The organism is Enterobacter cloacae complex sp. 2024EL-00711 (assembly GCF_047529885.1).
Lineage (GTDB): Bacteria > Pseudomonadota > Gammaproteobacteria > Enterobacterales > Enterobacteriaceae > Enterobacter > Enterobacter ludwigii.
The window spans coordinates 361,744-386,645 of sequence record NZ_JBLIZC010000002.1 but is presented as its reverse complement, the minus strand read 5'-3'; the positions used below and the strand labels follow the sequence as shown (position 1 = coordinate 386,645).

Below are 24,902 nucleotides of genomic sequence, written 5' to 3'. Positions count from 1 at the left end.
CCTTAACAATAAGAAAGAATGAAGAGAAGATTTCCTCTCACATTACTTATCGGTGAAAAGACAATTCACTGAAATTAACTCACCGGTATGCGGCCTGTTTTTTTATTCGCAGCCTTAAACAGGGCGACTTTACCTTCTACTTTAATGTCAACCTGATGAAAAGCCTCTGACAGGATCGTCTGCAAATCGTCGATATTGTCGGTTCTGTTAGAAAATATGCCTTTTTTGTTATAAACGGCCATCAGTTTACGCCCGAAAGCGTTATGGCCGATATCGTCGCCGAGGATGGTCGCGCCAAACAGGCAGCCTTCATCGTTTAATGCAGTGGCAGCGTTGCGGATAACCGGGGATTTCTCTTTCATCGTGCCGGGCAGGTAATGAAGCAGATAAAACAGAGAAACAGAATCAAACTGGTCATGCAGATGAGACGGAAAAGGATTGAAAACATCATGAAGAATAGATTCTTTGATCCTGTCTCTTCCCACGCGAGCATTTGCCGCTTCGAGACTTGCTCTGTTTAAATCCAACAAAGATACAGTGCAAAGGGACGGGGCATAATTCAGGTAGAACCCCGTTCCCACCCCGATATCCAGATGATGATTTCTCATGTTGTTTCTGAAATACGGAATAAGATGACGCTCTGTGGCGCATTTCCAGGCGTAGCGATTTGATATATTTAACACCCACCAGTCATAGAATTTCAATGCGAGCGGTGTATAAACTTTTATTTCATCATTTGTTTCTTTTTTCACGTAAGCCACCTGAAATAATAAATCACAGAAGTAGGGAAAATCAGGATGATGACAGCTGAATAAAGGCCACTCTCGTGGCCTTTATTCGATCAGAAATGGAACGTAAATTGTGCGACACCGCCAATCGTGCGATCTCGCCCGGCGATAGCCGTTAAATCAATTTGCATGGCCTCACCGGCGGATAAGCCAACCCCACCGGTGACAACACGACGATCGTTACCGCGCATATCCAGCCGGTAGCCCGCCCGCAATTGCACCCAGTCCGCTGCACGCAGTTCTGCCCCAAAGGCTGCATACTGGCTTTTATCAACATACTGGAAATTGCTCGCCGGGGTGAGGTCGATATCTGCACTCAGGGTTACGCGCTCGTTATTCCAGGCCGTACCAGCCGTCAGCTCGGGACGAATGATAAACGCCGGCTGATAACCGTTGATTTCACGCGTTTTCACTTTGTTTTCAAACAGGTTCTGCGCGGAAAGGGCTACCATCCACTCTGGCGTGACGGAGGCAAAAAAGCCTGCGTCAATATTGGCGCTCATCGTTTGATGCTGCCAGTTGCCGTCGCGCAGATCCGATGAATCATAATTATTAATGGCGACGTTGTAGTTCCAGGTTTCAATACGCTGGATTTTAGGCGTGATCCCAACACCCACCGGCAGTTCGCCGAGCGTAAAGGGGTGCGCAACCGTCACGCCATATTCCGTCACCAGCGCCGCCATGCCTTCCGCACGGGAAGTGAGTTTATCAAGGTCATCTTTTCCCGGAATGATAATACCTTTGGCGACATCATCCAGATAATCCAAATCAGACTGGCTGATCAGGGCGCGTGCATGCCCTTTCGCCCAGCTGTTGACGGATAAGGCCACCGGTAATTCGTCATCCGGCACCGCCAGCACCATGCTTAACCCCAAGCTCGCATAGGCATGTTCACCCGCCAGGCCCGCTACGGTATCAGCCAGTTTGCCAGCAGCTTCCGCCTCATTGCCACTGCCTAGTGCGTTTTCCAGGTTATCCCATGCCGTCGTTACGTCATCAAAACCATCAATCAGATTCGCCGGATCGCTGGCCTGCGCACCGATTGACGGTGCAATCAGGCTTATTTTATCCTGCTCGCGGGAGGTCGCCAGCAGCGCCGGGTTGGTCAGAGGGGCAGCACCGAAGTGTGCCGATGCAACACCGACCCCGCCCATGGCGGAGCTACGTGCGTCAAAACCATTGCTGGACGCGCTGGCGTAAGGAATTGCCGCAATCAGACCTGCGGCAATGAGAGACTGTGTGAGTAATTTATTATCCATAATTCCCAGAGAAATAATCTTATCAATATAGCGTTCAGGATGTCATCATTCGACGAGGTCGATAATTTGGTGAAAGAGATGACTCTCCTGGCGAGACAAAATGGTTCTTTTTCAGAATATCAATAAGTTCATTATTTCAAATGGGCAATAAGATAAAACTAATGCACGTAATAGGTCGCTTCCGGAAATTAAAAGAGGAATAAATTCTATCTCTTATAACACACTCAGATCTGTCGGCTTTTTCCGGCATTCACCCTGTTACTCACCAAAGACAGTCTTTTTTACGCAACACAAGAAATGCCCGCAATGGTTACACGGCGGGCGTACACCAAAAAACCGACTAGTTTGCTTTACGTGCACATTGGGCGACGTCTGCTTTCAGCGCGTTGATTTCATTCTGCTGCTCACGTACGGCTTCAATCAATGGCGCGACAAGCTTTTGATAATCAACATGTTTTATTTCACCTTTAGTTTTAACCAGCTCCGGATACACCTTCTCTACATCCTGAGCAATTAAGCCGACATCCCCTGTTTTATCCTCTTTCCAGGTATAAGAAACGCCTTTCAGTTTGAGGATTTTTTCCAGAGAATGATCCAGTGGCTTGATATTTTCTTTCAGATTTTCATCGCTGAAAGGGCAACATGGCGCACCAACATCAGCCCATGCAACGGAGGAAAAAAGTAAAGGAACAGCAACGAAAGCGATTTTTCTGAACAGCATATATTCTCCATTAATATACGTAGCGCGTTAGCACCGTGAATTATCAGGTAGGAATAATGGGTATCAACAATATCGTTTTGCTGACCGTCAAACCATAGCAATAAAAACGCCTCCACTCTATAGAACCAATATTCCTTTAAGCGCACATAAATGACGGCTTTTAATACGTTATAGTGAAATCTTCAAATACAGGACGTTTTGTGTATTTATGATGAATCAATAATAGTTTCCGTAGAATAAAATTGCCTGCTAAATACTTATACAAATAATAATAAACCTCTTTAGCATTGACCGTGCTTCAGAGGAAAGCGTCTCACCTGTGAGACAAAGTGAAGGCAACGACAGGCGCAGAGAACGTTCATTGCGCTTACGCTTGACGACCAGAGTCACAAAACGAACGTCAGTTTTTCAAAGCACTATCCACTCCGTGACCTAAATGATAACGTGCATGCAGAAAAGGTGTAGGATCCCCTCCACATCTCTCCTGTTTGGAGTTGCCCTGGTGGCAGAATGTCTGGCATTTTAACAGAACCTTACCTTCCCCTTTTGTTCAAGTGACGAGTTTGCGAGCAAAGCGATGATTAAGTGGCCCTGGAAAACGAATGACGCTGGCCGAAATATGGCGCTGCCGTGGGATGAAGCGCTGGCGATCCCTGTTCTGGCTAATCTTCAGCCGGATGAACAATCAAAACTGGTTCAACTGGCGGATCGCTTTTTGCAGCAAAAACGTCTGGTTCCGCTGCAGGGCTTCGAGCTGGATCCCCTGAAAAACGCGCGTATCGCCCTGCTTTTCTGTCTGCCGGTACTGGAACTCGGTATTGAGTGGCTGGATGGCTTCCATGAAGTACTCATTTACCCCGCACCGTTTGTGGTGGACGATGAATGGCAGGACGATTTCGGCCTGGTGCATAACCAGCGGGTGGTGCAGTCCGGGCAAAGCTGGCAGCAAGGACCGATCATCCTGAACTGGCTTGATATTCAGGACTCCTTCGACGCATCAGGCTTTAACCTGATCATTCACGAAGTGGCGCATAAGCTGGATACCCGCAACGGGGATCGTGCCAGCGGTGTACCGCTGATCCCGCTTCGTGAGGTTGCAGGTTGGGAACACGATCTGCATGCGGCAATGGATAATATCCAGGATGAGATAGATCTGGTGGGCGAAAGTGCCGCCAGCATCGATGCCTATGCGGCAACCGATCCTGCGGAGTGCTTTGCGGTGCTGTCAGAATATTTCTTTAGCGCGCCTGAGCTTTTCGCCCCCCGTTTCCCGGCCCTCTGGCAACGGTTCTGTCAGTTTTATCAGCAAGACCCTCTGCTGCGTCTGCGGCAAAATGAGGATCCTGCCGGCAATTCATCTCACCAGCTCCATTAAGACGGGTCGACATGGGTACGATTGACCGCCCGTACCCATAGGCTCATCACCAGAAACATCAGCGCCATCACCCAGGCGGCCTGCGTTAAAAATACCTCGCCGAATAAACGCGTGACGACAGGCACCAGCAGCGCACTCAGCCCGTAGCCCAGCGTGTGGCTGGTGGCAATCACTCCCGCCCCTTTTCCGGTGGTCAGCCGTTCATTCAGCAGCAGCTGGTATCCCGGCGTCGCCATGGCGGCTCCCAGCGACGTCATGACAATCCCCACGTAGAACAACACCAGACCGGCAATACACATTAGCCCCAGTCCCGTCACCATCAGTACCGCGGCCAGGCAGAGCAATGTCACCGGGCTGAAATGCTGCGGACGGACCACCAGAAATTGTGCAGCGAGGGTTGCCAGCGCGGCCAGGCTCAGCAGCAGCGCGACATGATGGCTTACCTCTCGCGGGTCACCGTCCAGCAGAGGGCTGAGATGCGGTGACAGGCCAAGCTGCATCAGGCTCACCAGTGCGGCCAGAAGCAACGCCAGCACAAGGTACGGCAGCATTGAAACCTGCACACGCGTCGCCTGATGCGCGACCGGCGGCAGCGGCGGATCGGCGACCTCTCGAAGGACCAGCAGGAGAGCGATAAACGGTGCAATCGCCATCAACCAGAGGGGAGCCACCGGATTGACGCTAAGCATCATCGCCGCCAGCGGCGGCCCCAGCAGACGACCACAGCTGAGGCCGGAGCTTATGGTCGCCAGCGCGGCCATGCGTTTATCCAGACCCGCGCGCTGAATGGCCCATGTCTGAGCCGCGGGCACCAGCCCTGAGACGGTCAGGCCGTACAGCGTACGCGAGAGGATCAGGCCCGCCAGCCCCCAGACAGCACTCATCATCCCGCTTGCCATCGCCCAAACCACCAGCGCCATCACGACGAAACTCGCCAGATAGCCACTTAGCGAGGCCTGCATCACAACCTTGCAGCCGTGTCGCTCGCTCTGACGCCCCCACCAGGGCGATGCGGGTAAAAAGAGCATGGAGCCGAACATTAACAGCCCCGCCCAGACGGAGAGCGATAACCCGGTCAGGGTGACCAGTTGCGGCAGCATGACCAGCAAACCGTTTTGCCCAATACCTAACAATCCGGCGCATAACGCCAGTGGCCAGTTCGCTTTCGGGGTGAGGTTTTCCGTCAGTGTTTCAGGGTAAGTGCGCATGAGAATGTGAACATAGTGTCAATAAATGTGTGGAAATCATGAAATTTATGAAAACAAATATTGCAAAAATAGTTGCGACTGTAAACAGAATGCATATCATAACGATAATTATTATCAATCATGGAATGAGGTACACCTATGCGTACTCTGCCCCGCTCCGCCGGTACAGACGTTGCGGCCCAGTGTTTTTTGAACGCCCTGTTGCGTGAAACGAAGGACTGGCGCTATCTCCCCGCTACCGTTGCGGATGAGCTATCGCAGATTCATATTCCGCTCTCTTCAACCCAGGCCATTCGGGTTCCGGTACGCTATTTCTCTCCGACTCAGCATCATCAGTATCACTTTCCGGCGACGCTTATCCAGCGCGACAGCGACAGCGGTGACGCCGTCACTTTCACGCAACTGGTTGACTTAATTCTGGAAAAACCTTCAGTTAAAGGCTCACTCGATACCGAAACGCTGGCTCGCTTTAAGCAACGTGCCCTTGAAAGCCATGCCCACACCTGGCAGGCCATAGATTTGCGCCACAACTGGGCAAACCTGCGTGACAAACCGCTGAATTTTGCGCAAGCAGAACAGGCGCTGCTGGTGGGGCATGCGTTTCACCCGGCCCCCAAATCTCACGAGCCGTTTAACGAAAGTGAAGCGCGCCGCTATTTGCCTGATTTTGCCTCCCGCTTCCCGCTGCGCTGGTTTGCGGTTAAGCGTGAATTGATTGCCGGCGACAGCCTGGCCGTCTCTCTTCGCGAACGCCTGCTGCGCTTCGCAGCGCAGAGTGCCCCTGAGCTCCTCGGTCACTTCACCGATACCTGCTGGCTGCTGCCGATGCATCCGTGGCAGGCCGAGCATCTGCTGGGTCAGGCCTGGTGCCAGCGTCTTGTGGCTAACGGCGACCTGCAGGATTTGGGCGAAGCGGGCGCGCAGTGGCTGCCCACCAGCTCCTCGCGCTCGCTCTACAGCGAAACCAACAGCGACATGATCAAGTTTTCCCTCAGCGTGCGCCTGACCAACTCCGTGCGCACGCTGTCGGTGAAAGAGGTTAAACGCGGTATGCGCCTGGCGCGTCTGGCTAAGACAGCGCGCTGGCAGACCTTACAGGCACGCTACCCGACCCTGCGTGTTATGCAGGAAGACGGCTGGGCGGGGCTGCGTGATGAAAATGGCGTCATCCAGGAAGAGAGCCTGATGGCCCTTCGCGTGAACCTGCTGTTCGAGACGCCAGACAATCAGACCAATGTACTGGTGAGCCTGACGCAGGCGGCACCGGACGGAGGTGACAGTTTGCTGGTTGCGGCGGTACGTCGTCTGAGCCATCGCCTGGATTTACCCCTCGCCGAGGCTGCGCGCTGCTGGGTGCAGGCGTATTGCGATCGCGTCTTACTTCCGCTGTTTAGCGCTGAAGCGGATTACGGCCTGGTTCTGCTGGCGCACCAGCAAAATATCCTCGTTGAGATGCAGCAGGATTTCCCCGTCGGGCTGATCTACCGCGATTGTCAGGGCAGCGCCTGGACTGAAGGCGCCGATGAATGGCTAAAAGAGGCGGGTGAACATGATGTGGAAAACCGTTTTGGCGAAAGCCAGCTGCTGCGCTACTTCCCCTACTACCTGCTGCTGAACTCAACGCTTGCCGTGACTGCCGCCCTCGCCGCCGCCGGTTTCGACAGCGAAGAGAGCCTGATGGCGCAGGTGCGTGACGCACTGGCCGAATTACGCAAAACAGCGAAACAGACCCGCTGCCTCGACTACGTGCTCGACAGCCCAACCTGGAACTGTAAAGGCAACTTTTTCTGCTATCTGCACGATCGCAACGAAAACACCATCGCCGATCCGGCAGTGATCTATTTCGACTTTAGCAACCCGTTTTACAAGGAGAAGGCGTGATGGCAAACGCGAATATCGTCCATTCTGGCTATGGCTTTCGCTGCACCGCAACGGAGAACACTCTGCCCCTGACGTTAGGTCTCGACGGCAGCGCAGTGCTTGAGCGCGTGAGTGGTATCCCGGAAGGCTGGTTAGTCGACGCGCTGGATCAGCTGTTTATCGCCGCACCGGCACTGACCGGCGTCACGCTCCCCTGGTCTGCCTGGCAGGATGAACCGCAGGCGCAGGCGCTGTTTACGCTTGCCAGCGGAGATTATCTGCCGCGCGAAACGTTCTGGCAGTTGCCCCTGTGGCTGCAGGGAGAACGGCCCCAGAACCACGGCGGCATGCAGTTCGATGAAAGCCGTCAGCTTTACTTCCCGCGGCGCCCTCACCGTCCGCAAGGCGAAGTCTATCGCCGTTACGACCCGCAGATTAAACGCACCCTGAGTTTCCGCGTGGCCGATGTGGCGCAGGACGGCGAACGTTTCACCCGCTGGATGAACACCCCGCGCGTTAACGCCTTCTGGGAGATGGCCGGCCCGCAGGCGGAGCAGGAAAATTACCTGCGCCGTCAGCTCGACTCGACCTATTGTTATCCGCTTATCGGCTGCTTTGATGACCAGCCGTTCGGCTACTTTGAAATTTACTGGGCGGCGGAAGACCGTATTGGCCGTCACTATCGCTGGCAGGCGTTTGACCGCGGCCTGCACATGCTGGTTGGGGAAGAAAACTGGCGCGGCGCGCAGTATATCCGCAGCTGGCTGCGCGGTCTGAGCCATTATCTGTGGCTGGATGAGCCACGCACAACACGCATCGTTGCCGAGCCGCGTTTCGACAACCAGCGCCTGTTCCGCCATCTTTCGTCTGCCGGTTTCGAAACCGTAAAAGAGTTCGACTTCCCGCATAAACGCTCGCGCCTCATCATGAACCAGCGTCACCGCTTCTTCAGCGAGGTGGGACTGTGAACGTGTACTGGCAGAAAGTGAACCGCGACATGGTGGCGAAGATCCTCGCCGAGCTGGAATATGAACGCACCCTGAGCGCCCGGCAGCTTGCAGACAATCGCTGGCAAATCACCATGGGCGCGGAGACCTGGCAGTTCCAGGCCACGCGCGGGATCTGGGGCTGGCTGCATATCGACCCCGAGAGCCTGACCACCGTCAGCGGTAACGCAGTGGACGCAGAAACTGCACTGCTGCAGCTTGCGACGGTACTGGAGATGAGCGACGCGCAGACCGCGGAGCATCTGGAAGATCTCTATGCCACGCTGCGGGGTGACATTCAGCTGTTACAGGCGCGTGAAACGCTGGATGCTGACGCGCTCATTCATCTCGACCCGGACGAATTACAGTGCCTGATGAGCGGCCATCCTAAGTTTATCTTTAACAAGGGACGCCGCGGCTGGGGGCTGGATGCGCTACGCCAGTATGCCCCGGAATACCGTGGCCGTTTTCGCCTGCACTGGGTCGCCGTGCAACGTGCGCACCTGGTCTGGAGCAGCGATGTTGATTGCGATATCAGTACTCTGCTGGCGAGCGCCATGGATAACGCCGAGCGCGCCCGGTTTGATGCCCGCTGGCAGGCGCTGGATCTTGATGATAACTGGCTGCCCGTGCCGCTGCATCCGTGGCAGTGGCAACAAAAGATTGCTGTCCATTTCCTGGCGCAACTCGCGCGCGGCGAAATGGTTGAGCTGGGCGAGTTTGGCGACGAGTACCTGGCGCAGCAATCGTTGCGTACCCTCACCAATGCCAGCCGCCGCGCGCCGTTTGACATCAAGCTGCCGCTGACCATTTACAACACCTCCTGCTATCGCGGTATTCCGGGTAAGTACATTGCCGCTGGCCCGCTGGCCTCACGCTGGTTACAGCAGCAGTTCGCCAGCGATTCCACGCTTATTCGCTGTGGCGCGCAGGTGCTTGGCGAGCCCGCGGCCGGGTATCTTTCCCACCCGGGTTACGCCGCGCTGCCGAAAGCGCCTTACCGCTATCAGGAGATGCTGGGGGTTATCTGGCGCGAAAATCCGTCCTGTTATCTTCAGCAGGGTGAAGAAGCGGTGCTGATGGCTGCGTTGATGGAGAGCGATAACGCCGGACGCCCCTTGATTGACGCATGGATCGCCCAATCCGGTTTGACCGCTGAAGCCTGGCTGGAAAAGCTCTTTGACGCGACGGTCATCCCCTTCTATCACCTGCTCTGCCGCTACGGCGTGGCGCTTATCGCCCACGGCCAGAACGTGACGCTGGTGATGAAAGACGCCATCCCGCAACGCATCCTGCTGAAAGATTTCCAGGGGGACATGCGCCTGGTGGATGAAGATTTCCCGCAGGCAGCAAGCCTGCCTGAACAGGTGAAGTCCGTCACGGCGCGCCTGAGTGCGGATTACATCATTCACGATCTGCAAACCGGTAACTTTGTCACGGTGCTGCGGTTTATTTCACGCCTTACCCTGCGAAGCGGCGTCAGCGAAACCCGTTTCTACCAGATCCTGGCCGAGGTATTGCGCCGCTATATGGCCGCGCATCCCGATCTCGCCGAACGCTTTGCGAAGTTTGATCTGTTTAAGCCGCAAATTATTCGCGTGATCCTCAACCCGGTCAAACTGACCTTCTCCGAACACGACGGCGGCAGCCGCATGTTGCCGAACTATGTCACCGATCTTGATAACCCTCTTTTTCTGGTCTCCCAGGAGTCAGCGCAATGAAAACGTATGATTTCATCGGCATTGGTATTGGCCCGTTTAACCTCAGCATCGCCGCACTGGCTGAAGGACTGGACGGTTTTAGTTCGCTGTTTCTTGAACGCAAGCCGCATTTCTCCTGGCACCCTGGCATGATGGTGCCGGACTGCCATATGCAAACCAGCTTCCTGAAAGATCTGGTGAGCGCCGTGGAGCCCACCAATCGCCACAGTTTTCTTAACTATCTGGTGCAGCGTAAAAAGTTCTATCGTTTTCTGACCACCGAGCAGCGTACCGTTTCTCGCGAAGAGTTTGCCGATTACCTGTGCTGGGCCGCGGAAAATCTCACTAACCTGTCCTTCAGCCAGCAGGTACAGCAGGTCAGTTTTGATGAAAAAAACGGTCTGTTCGACGTGGTGACTCAGCGCGATCGCTTCCTGGCGCGTAACGTCTGCGTGGGAATTGGCAAACAGATTAACCTGCCTGACTGCGCTCCGGCGCAGGATGACAGCTGCTTCCACGCTAGCGAGATGATGCTGCGCACGCCGGACTTAGCGGGCAAGCGCGTCACCGTCGTCGGCGGAGGTCAGAGTGGTGCGGATCTGTTTCTGAATATCTTCCGCGGGGAGTGGGGTCAGCCACTGAGCCTGAACTGGGTTTCCCGACGCAACAATTATAACGCGCTGGATGAAGCGGCTTTCGCCAACGAGTATTTCACACCGGAATATGTAGACAGCTTCTCCACGCTTGGCGAAGAGGCGCGTCGTCAGATGCTGCACGAGCAGAAGATGACCTCCGACGGCATCACCACGGAGTCTCTGCTGGCGATTTATCGCGCCATGTATCACCGCTTCGAAGTGCTGCGGGAAAAACCGTGGGCACACCTCCTGCCCTCTCGCTCGGTCACCGCGATCGCGCAGCAGGAGAACGGCAAGCGCCTGACGTTACAGCATCACCTTGACGGTGGCCGTGAACAACTCGATACCGACGTGGTGATTTTCGCGACCGGCTATCGCACCGTGCAGCCTGCGTTTCTGGCACCGCTCTCCCATCGCCTGCGTCTGGACGCCGACGAAACCTTCTGCATCAACAATGATTTCACCCTTGAATGGGACGGTCCGCAGAGCAACCGCCTGTTCGCCGTGAATGCCGGGATGCACCGTCTTGGCATTGCCGAACCCCAGCTCAGCCTGATGGCCTGGCGCGCCGCGCGTATTCTGAATCGCGCGCACGACGACGAGCCGTTTGAGCTGGCCACTACCCCTGGCGTGATCCACTGGCGAAGCACTCCCCGCCTGGACAGCAGTCAGGTTTATCAATCTTTAGCAAGAACCACCGAGTACTGACACACACATTCAGGAACTACATAACAATGAAACGTTCTCATCTTTGGGTTTTAAATCCTTGCTTGCTTGCAATGCTTTCTACCTCTGCGTGGGCGGAAGAACAAAAGGAAGAAAATATTGTTGTCTCCGCCAGCCGCGCGCACCGCAGCGTGGCGGAGATGGCGCAGACTACCTGGGTTATTGAGCGTGCTGAGATTGAACAGCAGGTTCAGGGTGGAAAAGAGATTAAAGAGGTGCTGGCGCAGTTGATCCCGGGCATGGACGTCAGCAGCCAGGGCCGCACCAACTACGGTATGAACCTGCGCGGCCGCTCGATGATGGTGATGGTGGATGGCGTGCGTCTTAACTCGTCCCGCAGCGACAGCCGCCAGCTTGACTCTATCGATCCGTTCAACATTGACCGTATCGAAGTGATCTCCGGCGCCACGTCCCTCTACGGCGGCGGCAGCACCGGCGGTCTGGTGAATATCGTGACCAAAAAAGGCCAGCCGGATACCGAAGTGGAGTTCCAGACCGGAGCAAAGAGTGGCTTTAACAGCCACAACGACCACGATGAGAACGTGTCAGCCGCGGTGAGCGGCGGCAACGACAATGCCTCTGGCCGGCTGTCAGTATCGTATCAGCGCTACGGCGGCTGGTACGACGGCAAAGGCAACGAGGTGATTATTGATAACACCCAGACCGGATTACAGTATTCCGACCGTCTGGATGTGATGGGAACAGGCACCCTCAACATCGACGATCATCAGCAGCTGCAGCTTACGACGCAATACTACAAGAGCGAGTCCGACGGGAAGCATGGCCTGTTCCTTGGGGAAAACTTCTCCGCGGTTACGGGTGATGCCAAAGCCTACAATAAAGGCAACCTGAACTCTGACCGCCTGCCGGGCACAGAGCGGCATCTGATTAACCTGCAGTACTCCAACACCGATTTCTGGGGCCAGGATCTGGTCGCACAGATTTACTATCGTGACGAAAGCCTGACCTACTACCCGTTCCCGACACTGACCAAAGGCGTGGTGAGCAGCATCGGTGCGTCGCAGCAGAAAACCGATTTTTACGGCGGCAAGCTGACGCTGAACAGCAAACCGATGGATGATTTAACGCTGACCTGGGGTGTGGATGCTGACCACGAAACCTTCGACGCTAACCAGCAGTTCTTCAACCTGGATAAAGCGGCAGCAAGCGGCGGCATGGATCTGGAGAACGCCTATAACGTGGGCCGTTACCCGGGTTACAGCATTACCAACCTCGCCCCGTTCCTGCAGGCCAGCTACGACATTGATGCCATTACCCTGAGCGGCGGCGTGCGCTATCAGTACACCGAAAACAAGGTGGATGACTTCGTAGGTTATACCCAGCAACAGGCCATCGCTAACGGGAAAGCCACATCGGCTGATGCGGTACCGGGCGGGAAAACCAATTACAACAACTTCCTGTTCAACGCCGGGATCCTTGGCCGCCTGACCGAACAGCAGCAGCTGTGGTTTAACTTCTCCCAGGGCTTCGAAATTCCGGACCTGGCGAAGTACTACGGCTCCGGTACCTACCAGCTTGTCGACGGGCACTATCGCCTGCTGAACAGCGTGAACGTTAACGACTCGACGCTGGACGGCATTAAGGTTAACGCGTATGAGCTGGGCTGGCGCTACACCGGCGACAACCTGCGTACGCAGGTTGCGGCGTATTACTCGCTCTCGGACAAAACCATCACCATCAACAAAACGGACATGACCATCAACCTGGAAGACGACAAACGTCGTATCTACGGGATTGAAGGCCAGGTGGACTATTTCTTCACCGACAGCGACTGGAGCACCGGCGCGAACTTTAACGCCATTAAGTCTGAAACCCGCGAAAACGGTAAATGGGAGAAGCTGACGGTAGACAGCGCCAGCCCGTCGAAAGCCAGCGCCTGGGTCAACTGGGCACCGGGCGACTGGACCCTGCGCGTGCAGAGTACGCAGACCTTTGACGTGTCAGATGCCGACGGTAAGAAGATCGATGGCTATAACACGGTCGACTTCCTGGGCAGCTACGACCTGCCGGTGGGTAAAGTGAGCTTCAGCGTGGAAAACGTGCTGGACAAAGACTACACCACCGCCTGGGGTCAGCGTGCGCCGGGGCTGTATAGCCCAACCTACGGTGCACCAGGTCTGTATACTTATAAAGGCCGTGGCCGTACGTTTGGTCTGAACTACTCCGTACTGTTCTAATCCTGCGCGCCGCCTGCGGGCGGCGCAATTTACTGTGTAATTTCAGCACAAATTTGCTATAAAATCAGCGATTTGCTGAAATTGTCGGCAAACGAACGAAAAGTGCGTTTTCCCCCTTTGACAAGACGAACTGAGGTCGATACTATGCGCCTCGTTCACACGATTCCTCTGTAGTTCAGTCGGTAGAACGGCGGACTGTTAATCCGTATGTCACTGGTTCGAGTCCAGTCAGAGGAGCCAAATTTTAGTCTTAAGACATCTCAGTGAGTCTTAAGACGTTTTAAAAACAAGCAGTTAGACTGAACCGGTTGTCCTGATAAGGATTGCCGGTTTTTTTGGCATCTGTGTTTTTGGGCTTGCTCGGGGGCCTCACGGTTCGTTGAACGCATGGAGCCCCCCCGCTATATCACTCACAGATACCGCTATCCGCAATCTCAGACCCACTGACAAACCCTTCAAACTCGGCGACAGTTCAGGACTGTACCTGCTGATCAAGTCTAATGGCTCAAAACTCTGGTATATGAAGTACCGCATTGACGGGAAAGAGAAGAAGCTGGCCTTTGGCCCCTACCCAGATGTTTCCCTTCTTAAGGCGCGCCAGTTCCGGGATGCGGCACGCAGTAAAGTGCGTGAAGGAGCCGATCCCGCCGTTGACAAAAAAATCGCACAGCAGAAAAAGAAAAACAGACAGACATTCCGCCAGATCGCCATGAACTGGCATGCCGACCACCGGCGCTGTTCTGCACATTATGCGACGACCATCCAGCGCAGGCTGGAAAGGTATATGTTTTCGGATCTCGGGGACAAATATATCCATCAAATCGTCACGAAAGATCTGCTGTTTACCCTGCGTAAAGTGGAGAACAAAGGCTTTCTGGAGATCACCGCAATGCTGAAAAACTACGTCACCGAAATCATGCGCTATGCGGTGAAAAAGCAGTTCATCAAATCAAACCCGGCGCTGGATCTGGATGGTGAGTTTACCCCACCGGGGACGCAACATTACCCGGCCCTGCCGCTTGAAAAACTGCCTGAACTGTTATCCCGGACGGATAACTACTCCGGCAGGCTGCTGACACGGTATGCGCTTAAGCTGTCGCTGCTGTTCTTTGTCCGCTCCAGCGAACTGCGCTTTGCCCGCTGGAGTGAGACCGACTGGCGGCAGAAGCTCTGGATAATCCCGGAAGAACGGGAACAGCTCGAAAACGTGCTCTTCTCCCATCGTGGCACAAAGATGAAAACACAGCACATCGTCCCGCTATCCGTTCAGGCGATCGCGATCCTGAAGCAAACTGAAGCGCTCTCTGGGCATCTGACGTTTATTTTCCCCGGCGAATACGACCAGGATAAGTGCATGAGCGACAACACTATCAACAAGGCATTACGTGTGATGGGCTATCACACCAAAAAAGAGGTCTGCGGTCACGGTTTCCGGGCGATGGCATGCAGTGCGCTGAGTGAGTCGCGGCTATGGAGCAAGCAGGCCATTGAAAAACAGATGAGCCATCAGGAAAGAAACAGCGTGGGTGCCGCCTATATCCATAAGGCAGAATATCTGGAAGAGCGGATCAGCATGATGCAGTGGTGGGCGGATTATCTGGATGTAAACATAGAGCGGTATCTATCGCCTTATCAGTATGCGGGACACGAGAGAGAAGCTTCATAGCACAGACCTCTTTTCAATCGTGTATGTTTGTAGATTTTACGTAATTGCCGGATATTGAGGTATTCAATTCAGAATAAAATGTAATTCAGTTCTGCACCAGACCAATTATCAACCCACTATAATTATATAAGAATTAACGCTTTTCAGCGCCTCAAAGAGGCCGCTACAAGATTGTATCTTGCGGCGGCTTTTTTAAACTTACTGTTATTCGTACAGTAAAACCTTGCTTCGACAAACCAAGACCAGGAGCCTGAGGATACAATTATGGAAGCATTGCATCAAAATACTTCATTTCTTCCTGATAATTTTTAATAAGACAATTATTCATTTCGGCCATTTCTGCATCAGTCCCTTTTGACTCTATAGTTTCCAGCTGGCATTTTTTATTAATCATCTGCCCCCACGAATTTTTCAGATCCAAAATCAAAGACTTACGCTCTATATTGTTATCGATTTGTTCATCAATAGATTTATTCAAATTGTCCAGTGCGGATTTAACTTCTCCTGAACTTTTCTGATTAATGCTCGCCAGTTGATTATTTTCCGCCTCGGAAAATGCGGCAAAACCTGCTGTAGAATATGAAGCAAATAAAATAAGTAACAGACATTTAATTTTCATAAAATCTAACTCTCCTTAAGAATCTATCTTGTGGAACATTTGACCACTGAGCTCTATTTGATAATATCTGACCGAATGCAGATAAATCCCCAATGTATGCGTAGCGCTGAATTAAAGAGCGAGCATGAGATGTGTAATCTCCACGATATCTAAGGTCAACAAGTACCTCTTTTATTTTTTCTGGAATATCATTCCATGCCTGTTCCGGAGTGATATTTTGATTCGGATGATATGCCCTGATGGTTGCAGGCTTCTGACATATTCTTTTGACATCGGCTTCTAACCTATTGTAAATGATAACAAAAATATCATATTGCTGTTTTCTGGTTATCTCATAACTACTGATGTCATTGTTTGCTGATTCATAACGATTTTGAGCCTCTAAGCCAGACAGACCTTTTGATTCGACAAGCCAGGTATTAAGCGGTTGACTTAATTCAATAGAGTCAAGGTCTGATGTTGGATCATTTTGTTGACCCAGGTCATATCCCCGGCCAATCGTTATTCCTGAAACACCACCCGGCCAGTGAATATGGCGACTGAAATAAGGACTACTATTATTATCATTTCCTTCAGCATCAAACGTTAACTGCCCTTTAGGTACAGTTAACCATTTTATATCCATATCATCATCACCGGACATTACATATAAGAACTCCAGAGGATGAAAGTGCCATACTGAACGTTGACTGGCGAACGGCTGAACCTTATCCATCCAGTGCGTGGCGTCCAGAAATCCGCCGTTAGCCAGTTTCACAACTGGACTTTCGTCCTTGTCCTTAAATACCGATGACCAGCGTGTATCATCCCGGGTACTGTGCCAGTCGCTGTCATGTTTCACTATCAGCCGTCGCGCATACTCCGGGATATTCATCTGATTCGTATGCAGTGCGTCAAACAAATACTGGTCCTGTGATTTATCAGGGTATGGGCTGGGTGGTCTTCTGTTTTCAGCGTTGTGGATCAGGCTGTCATAAAACATTTTTGCCTGTGAACTTTGTGGCCCTTTTTCGCCATCAAAGTGAGAATCGATGCTTCTCAGGGCATCAATAACCCAGGGTTCATCCAGCGTGCGGGTAAAATCGGTTGTGGGGGCAGCTTCGATGCAGTGAAAGTTTAACGCGGCTAAATCATGCTGACTGAGCTGCTCAACATCGTCCTGGTGCATCCAGCTGTGTGGGCGGATCTGAAAGTACGTTATCCCGGTTTTATCCGTAAACGGGTACGTGGCATCGCGCGGGATAATTCTTCCGGCATCAGCGCGGGTAATGGCGCTCATCTGCTCAAAGGTACTGTCTTCATTCTCTCCGTTTCGCAGGTACATTGGTCGTTTCAGCTTAAGCTTGATAAACTTTTTGCCGGTTTTAATGCCCTTCACGTTGGCCACAAAATCCGGCACATGCTCATCAAGGCTCAGCAATTCGATATGCGTTTTATAGTCCGTGGTGATTATTTGTGGGTAATTATCTTCATCGGCCAGATCCTGAGCGCCGAGGAATCCGACCGGATCACCCGCCTTAACCGTCACTTTAAGTGGGACAGGTGGCACCACCACATCATCAAACATGCCGTGATTCAGCGCATCGTGCATCCAGTCAGGTAGACACACGTGACATTCACCGTCAGGCTCCAGATATTCAGGACGCATTGAAACCCAGAAGAGCTCCCCGGCGGGTTTACCATCCTGAAGGCGCTGCACCAGGGCGAACGGCTCAGGCTGTCTTTCCATCAAAAACGATATTTGTTGCAGTACTGCGAGCGTATCGCCCTGCATCAGCGTCCTGCTGTGACCGTGTTTGTTTGTCAGTACTTCCGGCACAATTTCGCGGCTGTCGTCATGGCGGGAATATTTACGCATCCGCACACCATGACCTTTCGGCGTAACCCGATAAAGCGGGCGTTCAGGATATTCTGACAAAGGTGCCAGGTGCATATAAAGCTGATACAGCGTCAGCCAGGAGGACTCATCTTGTTCATCAGGCTTGTACACAGATCTGACAAGCACAAAGGTACCGGACTGGCGAAGCGATTGCGCCTGCATGCATTCAATATTCGCGTAGTCCCGGTTCACCCGCCATGCCACCACTTCGCCGTCCATCATGAACTGGAGCGGTACAGACGTTTCCGGTACATTCTGGCTCAGCACCGATGCCGGAGAGGAGGATGATCCGATATGGATACCGCCGTGCCAGTAACGACTCATGCCAAGTAACCACCAACCGTGGGCATTTTTGCGGATGTCGGTCAGCAATTCGTCATAGTTCTTATACTCCCGCCCGTCGGCCTTCCGTACCGGGTAACGTATGTCCATCGTTTTTCCTTAAGTTAAATCCCTAAAACCATAATAGTCGCAGGGAGTTAATACGAAGGGGAGTAAAATTTATGCAGATTTTATTACAGGCAGGTAATTATGCGTTTGCAGACGATAACAGATGTTACCGCAACAGCACGTAGATATTAAGGGTCTTACGAAAGGGAAAAGGCTGAAGGGTATTGGCGCATAAAGGTAACGGCCCTGCCCGAAAAGGCTACAGGGCTGAAGGCCAAAAGACAGGGCTGATGCGGCATTGCGTACTCAGACTGTATCAGGAATCAATTTCGGACAGTCTGCCAACTCAGCCACGTTACCGTCAGGATGTTTCCGCCCCCTGTCTGAGGTGGCGTATGTGATAAAAATACATACGCCACCTCAGACAGGCTTCTCTTTGGGCAACTGCTTCCGTTTACTATGATGGTTCGGCGCGTGGCGATTTCCCTTGAGCTTTATGGCGTTGCGTTTGAAAGCCAGCCGCTAAATCTGATAATCAATCGCCACTTCTTCTGGCTCCATCACCTGACGTTTAATCTCATCCACGGACAGCCCGGCGTTGCAGAGTTCGATAAAGCGCCACACATAGTTGCGCTGCAGTTGTCCACGCTTCAGGCCGAGCCATACGGTATTGGCATCAAAGAGATGACGCGTATCCAGTCGTACCAGGTTCTCCGTCTCGCGTTCACCACCGGACTGTTCCGCCACCAGACCAATGCCCAGCCCCAACTCGACGTAGGTTTTGATCACATCAGAGTCCTGTGCACTCAGCACCACATCCGGCGTTAAGCCTTTGCGGTTAAAGGCTTCATCAATGCGCGAGCGTCCGGTAATACCCTGCCGATAGGTAATCAGTGGCCATTTCGCGATATCTTCCAGCGTCAGGGGCGTAACCTGATTCAGCGGATGGTCGACGGGAAGTAACAGACTGTGGTACCAGCGAAACCACGGGAAAGCCACCAGCAGCGGATCGTTGCTCAGGCGTTCACTGGCAATGCCGATATCTGCCCCACCGTTTTGCAACAGCACGTCAATTTCCTGCGGTGTGCCCTGGATAAGCTCCAGACGGACGTCAGGGAAAAGTTCACGGAAGGCTTTAATCACCGGCGGCAGGCTGTAACGCGCCTGGGTGTGGGTGGTGGCGATAGTGAGGACGCCCGAGGCGTCATTGGTAAAGAGATCCGCCAGGCGACGCACATTGCTGGCCTCGTTGAGGATCCGCTCAGCGATGGTCAACAAGGCTTTTCCCGGCTCCGTCATGCCAAGCAGACGCTTGCCGCGGCGGATAAAAATCTCTATACCCAGTTCTTCTTCCAGCTCGCGGATATGGCGACTGACGCCGGACTGAGAGGTATAAAGCATATTGGCGACCTCGGTCAGGTTGTAGTCCCGCCTGGCCGCCTCACGGATAATTTTAAGTTGCTGGAAATTCACGATTCACTCCGGCGCATCTGACATAACGCTATTGTTAGAGTCAGCCGACCTGCAGAACAAATAATAAAAACCAGCATCTTATGCTTTTATGGAATATCAACTCACCAGCTGCAGCTCACGGTTCTCCAGAGACGGTTTGCTGACCAGCGACATCAGAATCTCTTTTACCGCCTGCGCCTGAGGTGACAGCGATCCGCGCGCGGACATATTCAGCGACAGCGGTAAGCTCATCGAAGGCGTGGTGATGCGCGCCATCCAGCCGTTTGCCGCGCTGCACAGCGAACGTGCTGCGGATTCAGGCAGGACGGTCACACCCATACCGCTGGCTATAGCGGCGGTTAGCGTGGAGATGGAATCAATTTCACCGATAATTTTTGCCGTCAGGCGGCGCAGGGAGAACGCTTCATCCACACGCACGCGCACCGCGCTGTAGTCACGTGGCAGGAAAAGATTCATTTCTGCTACGGCCGTCAGATCGACGCTCTGCCCCGGACAGTCGCGGGTGCCCACAAGGTAGAGATCTTCTTTCAGCAGCGGCTGGCTGGTGATCCCGGCCACCGGTGAGCGGTCGTACAGCACCGCCATATCCAGCTGGCCGCTAAGAAGTTTGTCATTCAGCACAGAACCGCTGTTCTCATGCAGGTAAACCAGTACTTCTGGCAGCTCTGCGCGGACGGCCTGCAGCAGCGGCATGGTAATAGAGGACGCGGCCGTTCCCGGAGCCAGCCCAATGGATACGTGGCCGCTCAGCGTCTGGCCCACGTTATTCACCGCCAGCTGCGCCTGTTCGCACTGGCGAAGGATGGTGCGCGCATGGGTATAAAGGATTTTGCCTGCTTCCGTTGGCGTCACGCCACGTTTGGTGCGGATCAACAGCTGCTGATCCATCTCGCCTTCCAGAGTAGCCACCTGCTGGCTCAGCGCAGGCTGCGCGATATGCAGCACTTCCGCCGCTTGAGTCAGGCTGCCGATATCGACGATTTTTACGAAGTATTTCAGTCGTCTTAAGTTCATTTTGCCCCCTGTTCGAAATGCTGTGCCGGTACTGGCTTTTCATTGTTGATAGGGTTTTGCAATATGAATGCCAGTTTTACGAAGAGGTCTGATTTGTCGCTAAGCGGCTGAAAATAAGGAAAGCTAATCATAAGCAGCGGTTTTATTACTGAAACAGCAGTTTATGATCTGCCCCATTAGGGGTATGCGCGCACCATTACGGTGCATTCCGGCGTCAAAAACGCCATTTTGCTGATTTTGTCAGCAAACGATCAAAAGGCGTTGATCCACCCTTTGACAAGGCCGGCTGACGTCGATAATATGCGCCCCGTTCACACGATTCCTCTGTAGTTCAGTCGGTAGAACGGCGGACTGTTAATCCGTATGTCACTGGTTCGAGTCCAGTCAGAGGAGCCAAATTTGAAAAGCCTGCTTTTATAGCAGGCTTTTTGCTTTTCTGCGGCAGGTAAAATTGCCCTCAGTTGCCGAGCTTAACCGGCATCCCTGACCGACGTTCCAGTTCCGCGCCCGCCCCCTCGTTGACAAGCTCGGTTCGCAGCGAGGCAGATATCGGCAAAGGCACTTTCCGGGTCGATTCAAATTCCGCCCGGTTCCGTGATAGCGGTTCATGCACCTCAACCCAGCGGCTGCCGTCCGGCTCTGTCGTCACTTTAACGGGCTGATCGATAAGCTGCACACGGGTGCCTACCGGGACGTTATCGAAAAGATATTTAATGTCGTTATTGCGCAGACGAATACAACCCTGGCTCACCCGCAGTCCGATGCCAAAATTGGAGTTTGTCCCGTGAATGGCATACAGCCTGCCAATATAAATCGCATACAGTCCCATTGGGTTATCGGGCCCGGCGGGCACGAATGCAGGCAGCGTTTTCCCCTCTGCCGCATAGGCGCGTCGCGTATTCGGCGTAGGAGACCAGGTGGGGCCTTCCTGCTTACGTTCTACCGCTGTGACCCAGTTTCGCGGGGTTTCGCGCCCGGCCTGACCAATGCCGATGGGTAACACTTCAACAGTGTTACTTCCCGGTGGGTAATAGTAGAGGCGCATTTCTGCCGCATTAACGATAATTCCCTCGCGGACGGTGTCAGGCAAAATCAGCTGCTGGGGTATCACCAGTCGCGTACCGGATTTAGGCAAAAAAGGATCCACGCCCGGGTTCGCTTCCAGCATATTGCTCAGACCCTGCCCGTATTGCGCGGCAAACGCTTCGAGCGGTAGCGTATTGTGATCCGGCACGGTAATGGTTTGCGAAGTGCCCACCAGCCGACTGCCTGTCGGCGGTAAAGGATAACTTACCGCCTGAACGCTCTGGCTGATAAGTAATGCAGCAAGACAACTCAACACATTTATACGACACATATTCCCTTCCTCAGTCGCACCTCGATTTGCTAAGCATAGCGTAGCCACTTTGCATTACCCATCAGGAAATAAAATCAGTTTGCACACGCGCCCTGGCGCGGTAGTCTCATACGTTCCGTTTATATGACGGTGGCTATGTGAGTGACCTTTTCTTATACCAATAATTAGAAATACGTGCAGACAGGACAACTATGGACTCCACTCTCACCTCCACACATCCCAACGAGGAGACACCTTCGCTCAATCGTGCCCGCCGCGCAGCCCTCGGCAGCTTCGCGGGTGCCGTCGTCGACTGGTATGATTTTCTGCTTTACGGCATTACTGCCGCGCTGGTGTTTAACCGCGAATTCTTCCCCCAGATTAGCCCGGCAATGGGTACGCTCGCCGCGTTTGCCACCTTTGGCGTCGGCTTCCTGTTTCGTCCACTGGGCGGAGTGATCTTCGGCCACTTCGGTGACCGTCTCGGACGCAAACGCATGCTGATGCTCACCGTCTGGATGATGGGCATCGCCACCGCGCTGATTGGCGTTCTCCCTTCATTTTCCACCATTGGCTGGTGGGCGCCGGTGCTGCTGGTTACGCTGCGCGCCATTCAGGGCTTCGCGGTAGGCGGCGAATGGGGTGGCGCGGCGCTGTTATCCGTTGAGAGTGCCCCGAAGAACAAGAAAGCGTTTTACAGCAGCGGCGTGCAGGTGGGCTATGGCGTAGGTCTGCTGCTCTCCACCGGGCTGGTGTCGCTGATGAGCCACTTCACCACCGATGAACAATTCCTGAGCTGGGGCTGGCGCATTCCGTTTATCTTCAGCATCGTGCTGGTTGTCGCTGCACTGTGGATCCGCAACGGCATGGAGGAATCTGCTGAGTTCGAACAACAGCGGCAAGAACCGCCCGTTGCCAGAAAACGGCTTCCAGTGATGGAAGCGCTTGTCCGGCATCCTGGCGCTTTTCTGAAAATTATCGCCCTGCGCCTGTGCGAACTGCTGACGATGTATATCGTGACCGCCTTTGCCCTCAATTATTCAACGCAAAATCTCGGTCTGCCCCGCGAGCTGTTCCTGAACATTGGCCTGCTGGTCGGCGGGATCAGCTGCCTGACTATCCCCTGCTTCGCCTGGCTGGCGGACAGGTTTGGTCGCCGTCGCGTCTATATCACCGGGGCGCTGATTGGCACCCTCAGCGCCTGGCCGTTCTTCATGGCACTGGAGGCACAGTCGATCTTCTGGATTGTCTTCTTTGCCATCATGCTCGCTAACATCGCCCACGATATGGTGGTCTGCGTGCAGCAGCCCATGTTTACCGAACTGTTCGGGGCGAGCTATCGCTACAGCGGCGCGGGCGTAGGCTATCAGGTGGCAAGCGTGGTCGGCGGCGGGTTTACGCCATTTATTGCCGCCGCGCTGGTGACCTTCTCCGGCGGCAACTGGCATAGTGTGGCACTTTATCTGCTGGCCGGTTGCCTGCTGTCAGCAGCGACGGCGCTATTGATGAAAGAGACGAGCCACACCTGATCTCACTTTTGTTTCACAGGCGTGTGACATACTATCGGGTAGAGTCGCACACCTGTGGAACAAGGAGACAGAGATGAATAATAAGGGCTCCAGCCTGACCCCGGCTCAGGCACTGGAAAAACTCGATGCACTGTATGAACAGTCCGTCAACGCGCTGCGCAGCGCCATCAGTGAGTATATCGAAACAGGGAAACTCCCCGACGAAAAGGCCAGAAGTAAGGGCCTTTTTGTTTATCCATCGCTTTCCGTCACCTGGGACGGCAGCGCGACTAACACGCCGAAAACGCGCGCCTACGCACGCTTTACCCACTCCGGCTGCTACAGCACCACCGTCACCCGCCCTGCACTGTTCCGCCCTTATCTTGAAGAGCAACTCACGCTGTTGTATCAGGATTACGGCGCGCACATTGCCGTTGAACCTTCACAGCATGAGATCCCGTATCCGTATGTGATTGACGGTTCAGCATTAACCCTTGACCGCTCCATGAGCGCGGGGCTGACGCGCCATTTCCCGACCACCGAGCTGTCGCAGATTGGCGATGAGACGGCGGATGGTATCTACCACCCGGCAGAATTTTCACCGCTGTCGCACTTTGATGCCCGCCGCGTGGATTTCTCTCTGGCGCGCCTGCGTCACTACACCGGGACGCCCGTCGACCATTTCCAGCCCTTTGTACTGTTTACCAACTACACCCGCTATGTCGACGAGTTTGTCCGTTGGGGCTGTAGCCAGATCCTCGACCCGGATAGCCCTTACATCGCGCTGTCCTGCGCCGGCGGGATCTGGATCACCGCGGAAACCGAGGCACCCGAGCAGGCCATCTCCGACCTGGCGTGGAAAAAACACCAGATGCCTGCCTGGCACCTGATCACCGCTGACGGCCAGGGGATCACCTTAATTAACATCGGGGTTGGTCCGTCAAATGCCAAAACCATCTGCGACCATCTGGCGGTATTGCGCCCGGACGTGTGGCTGATGATTGGACACTGCGGCGGCCTGCGTGAAAGCCAACTGATTGGCGACTACGTGCTGGCACACGCCTATCTGCGTGATGACCATGTGCTTGACGCTGTGCTTCCACCGGATATTCCTATCCCGAGCATCGCCGAAGTGCAGCGTGCGCTGTATGACGCCACCAAAGAGGTGAGCGGTATGCCGGGTGAAGAAGTTAAACAGCGTCTGCGTACCGGTACGGTAGTGACGACGGATGACCGCAACTGGGAACTGCGTTACTCCGCCTCCGCGCTGCGTTTCAATCTCAGCCGTGCCGTCGCGATTGATATGGAAAGCGCCACCATCGCCGCACAGGGATATCGCTTCCGTGTCCCTTACGGCACGCTGCTGTGCGTTTCCGACAAACCGCTGCACGGCGAAATTAAGCTTCCGGGTCAGGCCAACCGTTTCTATGAAGGGGCTATCTCCGAACATCTGCAAATCGGCATTCGCGCCATTGATTTACTGCGTGCGGAAGGTGACAGGCTGCATTCCCGTAAATTACGTACCTTCAACGAGCCGCCATTCCGCTAACCAGAACAAGGA

The 24,902-nt window shown here is 53.9% G+C and carries 18 protein-coding genes and 2 tRNA genes; 11 read left to right on the top strand and 9 right to left on the bottom strand.

Annotated elements, in window-relative coordinates:
- Positions 1-74: 74 nt before the first annotated feature.
- The 3 genes from ACMVME_RS08155 to ACMVME_RS08145 all read right to left on the bottom strand — a co-directional run bounded on the left by ACMVME_RS08155 (position 75) and on the right by ACMVME_RS08145 (position 2,768).
- Positions 75-752 (bottom strand): class I SAM-dependent methyltransferase, encoded by a 678-nt coding sequence (locus ACMVME_RS08155; RefSeq protein ID WP_414743408.1) that lies wholly within the window; start codon positions 750-752, stop codon positions 75-77.
- Positions 753-841: 89 nt separating this feature from the next.
- A complete protein-coding gene (gene traF, locus ACMVME_RS08150; RefSeq protein WP_251858771.1) occupies positions 842-2,047 on the bottom strand; it encodes a conjugal transfer protein TraF in 1,206 nt (401 codons plus the stop codon).
- Positions 2,048-2,387: 340 nt separating this feature from the next.
- Positions 2,388-2,768 carry a tail fiber domain-containing protein gene (locus ACMVME_RS08145; RefSeq protein WP_251858772.1) on the bottom strand — a complete coding sequence of 127 codons (381 nt, stop codon included), beginning with the start codon at positions 2,766-2,768 and terminating at the stop codon, positions 2,388-2,390.
- A gap of 577 nt (positions 2,769-3,345) precedes the next feature.
- On the opposite strand from ACMVME_RS08145, the gene mtfA reads away from it, so the two are divergent.
- Entirely contained in the window at positions 3,346-4,143 is a 798-nt protein-coding gene (gene mtfA / locus ACMVME_RS08140; protein ID WP_014170764.1) for a DgsA anti-repressor MtfA, read from the top strand.
- Here mtfA and ACMVME_RS08135 read toward each other — a convergent pair.
- On the bottom strand, positions 4,140-5,351 hold the full coding sequence (locus ACMVME_RS08135) for an MFS transporter (RefSeq protein WP_068794772.1): 1,212 nt from the start codon (positions 5,349-5,351) through the stop codon (positions 4,140-4,142). The genes mtfA and ACMVME_RS08135 overlap by 4 nt on opposite strands.
- A 138-nt stretch (positions 5,352-5,489) precedes the next feature.
- Between ACMVME_RS08135 and ACMVME_RS08130 the strand changes: the two genes are divergently transcribed.
- The 7 genes from ACMVME_RS08130 to ACMVME_RS08100 all read left to right on the top strand — a co-directional run bounded on the left by ACMVME_RS08130 (position 5,490) and on the right by ACMVME_RS08100 (position 15,122).
- A complete protein-coding gene (locus ACMVME_RS08130) occupies positions 5,490-7,232 on the top strand; it encodes an IucA/IucC family protein (protein ID WP_068794773.1) in 1,743 nt (580 codons plus the stop codon).
- Positions 7,232-8,179 carry a GNAT family N-acetyltransferase gene (locus ACMVME_RS08125; RefSeq protein WP_047744882.1) on the top strand — a complete coding sequence of 316 codons (948 nt, stop codon included), beginning with the start codon at positions 7,232-7,234 and terminating at the stop codon, positions 8,177-8,179. Before ACMVME_RS08130 ends, ACMVME_RS08125 begins: the two co-directional genes overlap by 1 nt.
- Positions 8,176-9,918 carry an IucA/IucC family protein gene (iucC, locus tag ACMVME_RS08120; protein WP_074439212.1) on the top strand — a complete coding sequence of 581 codons (1,743 nt, stop codon included), beginning with the start codon at positions 8,176-8,178 and terminating at the stop codon, positions 9,916-9,918. The genes ACMVME_RS08125 and iucC overlap by 4 nt, the downstream gene beginning before the upstream one ends.
- Complete coding sequence (locus ACMVME_RS08115; RefSeq protein ID WP_047955799.1) at positions 9,915-11,240, top strand: lysine N(6)-hydroxylase/L-ornithine N(5)-oxygenase family protein; 1,326 nt, start codon at positions 9,915-9,917, stop codon at positions 11,238-11,240. Before iucC ends, ACMVME_RS08115 begins: the two co-directional genes overlap by 4 nt.
- 26 nt (positions 11,241-11,266) lie before the next feature.
- On the top strand, positions 11,267-13,456 hold the full coding sequence (locus ACMVME_RS08110) for a TonB-dependent siderophore receptor (protein WP_014170770.1): 2,190 nt from the start codon (positions 11,267-11,269) through the stop codon (positions 13,454-13,456).
- Between the two features lie 164 nt (positions 13,457-13,620).
- A tRNA-Asn gene (locus ACMVME_RS08105) sits at positions 13,621-13,696 on the top strand.
- Between the two features lie 163 nt (positions 13,697-13,859).
- A complete protein-coding gene (locus tag ACMVME_RS08100; protein ID WP_068794894.1) occupies positions 13,860-15,122 on the top strand; it encodes a tyrosine-type recombinase/integrase in 1,263 nt (420 codons plus the stop codon).
- Positions 15,123-15,384: 262 nt separating this feature from the next.
- Here ACMVME_RS08100 and ACMVME_RS08095 read toward each other — a convergent pair whose 3' ends face one another.
- The 4 genes from ACMVME_RS08095 to nac all read right to left on the bottom strand — a co-directional run bounded on the left by ACMVME_RS08095 (position 15,385) and on the right by nac (position 20,497).
- Positions 15,385-15,741 (bottom strand): hypothetical protein, encoded by a 357-nt coding sequence (locus tag ACMVME_RS08095; RefSeq protein WP_059305604.1) that lies wholly within the window; start codon positions 15,739-15,741, stop codon positions 15,385-15,387.
- Positions 15,731-18,052, bottom strand: a complete 2,322-nt coding sequence (locus ACMVME_RS08090; RefSeq protein WP_230941173.1) for a hypothetical protein — start codon at positions 18,050-18,052, stop codon at positions 15,731-15,733. Before ACMVME_RS08090 ends, ACMVME_RS08095 begins: the two co-directional genes overlap by 11 nt.
- A gap of 480 nt (positions 18,053-18,532) precedes the next feature.
- On the bottom strand, positions 18,533-19,483 hold the full coding sequence (gene cbl / locus ACMVME_RS08085) for an HTH-type transcriptional regulator Cbl (protein WP_025203722.1): 951 nt from the start codon (positions 19,481-19,483) through the stop codon (positions 18,533-18,535).
- A 96-nt stretch (positions 19,484-19,579) separates the two neighbouring features.
- Positions 19,580-20,497, bottom strand: a complete 918-nt coding sequence (nac, locus tag ACMVME_RS08080; RefSeq protein ID WP_014170773.1) for a nitrogen assimilation transcriptional regulator NAC — start codon at positions 20,495-20,497, stop codon at positions 19,580-19,582.
- A gap of 320 nt (positions 20,498-20,817) precedes the next feature.
- On the opposite strand from nac, the gene ACMVME_RS08075 reads away from it, so the two are divergent.
- Positions 20,818-20,893: transfer RNA gene (locus ACMVME_RS08075), tRNA-Asn, on the top strand.
- 61 nt (positions 20,894-20,954) lie between these two features.
- On the opposite strand, the gene ldtA is transcribed toward ACMVME_RS08075, so the two are convergent.
- The gene (gene ldtA / locus ACMVME_RS08070) at positions 20,955-21,854 is read right to left on the bottom strand and encodes a L,D-transpeptidase (RefSeq protein ID WP_063858302.1); all 900 of its coding nucleotides are present in this window, start codon (positions 21,852-21,854) and stop codon (positions 20,955-20,957) included.
- 191 nt (positions 21,855-22,045) lie between these two features.
- Between ldtA and shiA the strand changes: the two genes are divergently transcribed.
- Both shiA and ACMVME_RS08060 read left to right on the top strand, forming a co-directional pair.
- The gene (gene shiA, locus ACMVME_RS08065) at positions 22,046-23,362 is read left to right on the top strand and encodes a shikimate transporter (RefSeq protein WP_032680659.1); all 1,317 of its coding nucleotides are present in this window, start codon (positions 22,046-22,048) and stop codon (positions 23,360-23,362) included.
- A gap of 73 nt (positions 23,363-23,435) precedes the next feature.
- The gene (locus ACMVME_RS08060; protein ID WP_014170778.1) at positions 23,436-24,890 is read left to right on the top strand and encodes an AMP nucleosidase; all 1,455 of its coding nucleotides are present in this window, start codon (positions 23,436-23,438) and stop codon (positions 24,888-24,890) included.
- The last annotated feature ends 12 nt before the right edge of the window (positions 24,891-24,902 follow it).

Coding starts and splice junctions, on each gene's coding strand:
- shiA (WP_032680659.1), top strand. CDS start 22,046: ATGGACTCCACTCTCACCTCCACACATCCCAACGAGGAGACACCTTCG.
- ACMVME_RS08095 (WP_059305604.1), bottom strand. CDS start 15,741: ATGAAAATTAAATGTCTGTTACTTATTTTATTTGCTTCATATTCTACA.
- nac (WP_014170773.1), bottom strand. CDS start 20,497: ATGAACTTAAGACGACTGAAATACTTCGTAAAAATCGTCGATATCGGC.
- ldtA (WP_063858302.1), bottom strand. CDS start 21,854: ATGTGTCGTATAAATGTGTTGAGTTGTCTTGCTGCATTACTTATCAGC.
- ACMVME_RS08090 (WP_230941173.1), bottom strand. CDS start 18,052: ATGGACATACGTTACCCGGTACGGAAGGCCGACGGGCGGGAGTATAAG.
- ACMVME_RS08115 (WP_047955799.1), top strand. CDS start 9,915: ATGAAAACGTATGATTTCATCGGCATTGGTATTGGCCCGTTTAACCTC.
- ACMVME_RS08060 (WP_014170778.1), top strand. CDS start 23,436: ATGAATAATAAGGGCTCCAGCCTGACCCCGGCTCAGGCACTGGAAAAA.
- ACMVME_RS08125 (WP_047744882.1), top strand. CDS start 7,232: ATGGCAAACGCGAATATCGTCCATTCTGGCTATGGCTTTCGCTGCACC.
- traF (WP_251858771.1), bottom strand. CDS start 2,047: ATGGATAATAAATTACTCACACAGTCTCTCATTGCCGCAGGTCTGATT.
- mtfA (WP_014170764.1), top strand. CDS start 3,346: ATGATTAAGTGGCCCTGGAAAACGAATGACGCTGGCCGAAATATGGCG.
- ACMVME_RS08135 (WP_068794772.1), bottom strand. CDS start 5,351: ATGCGCACTTACCCTGAAACACTGACGGAAAACCTCACCCCGAAAGCG.
- ACMVME_RS08110 (WP_014170770.1), top strand. CDS start 11,267: ATGAAACGTTCTCATCTTTGGGTTTTAAATCCTTGCTTGCTTGCAATG.
- ACMVME_RS08145 (WP_251858772.1), bottom strand. CDS start 2,768: ATGCTGTTCAGAAAAATCGCTTTCGTTGCTGTTCCTTTACTTTTTTCC.
- ACMVME_RS08130 (WP_068794773.1), top strand. CDS start 5,490: ATGCGTACTCTGCCCCGCTCCGCCGGTACAGACGTTGCGGCCCAGTGT.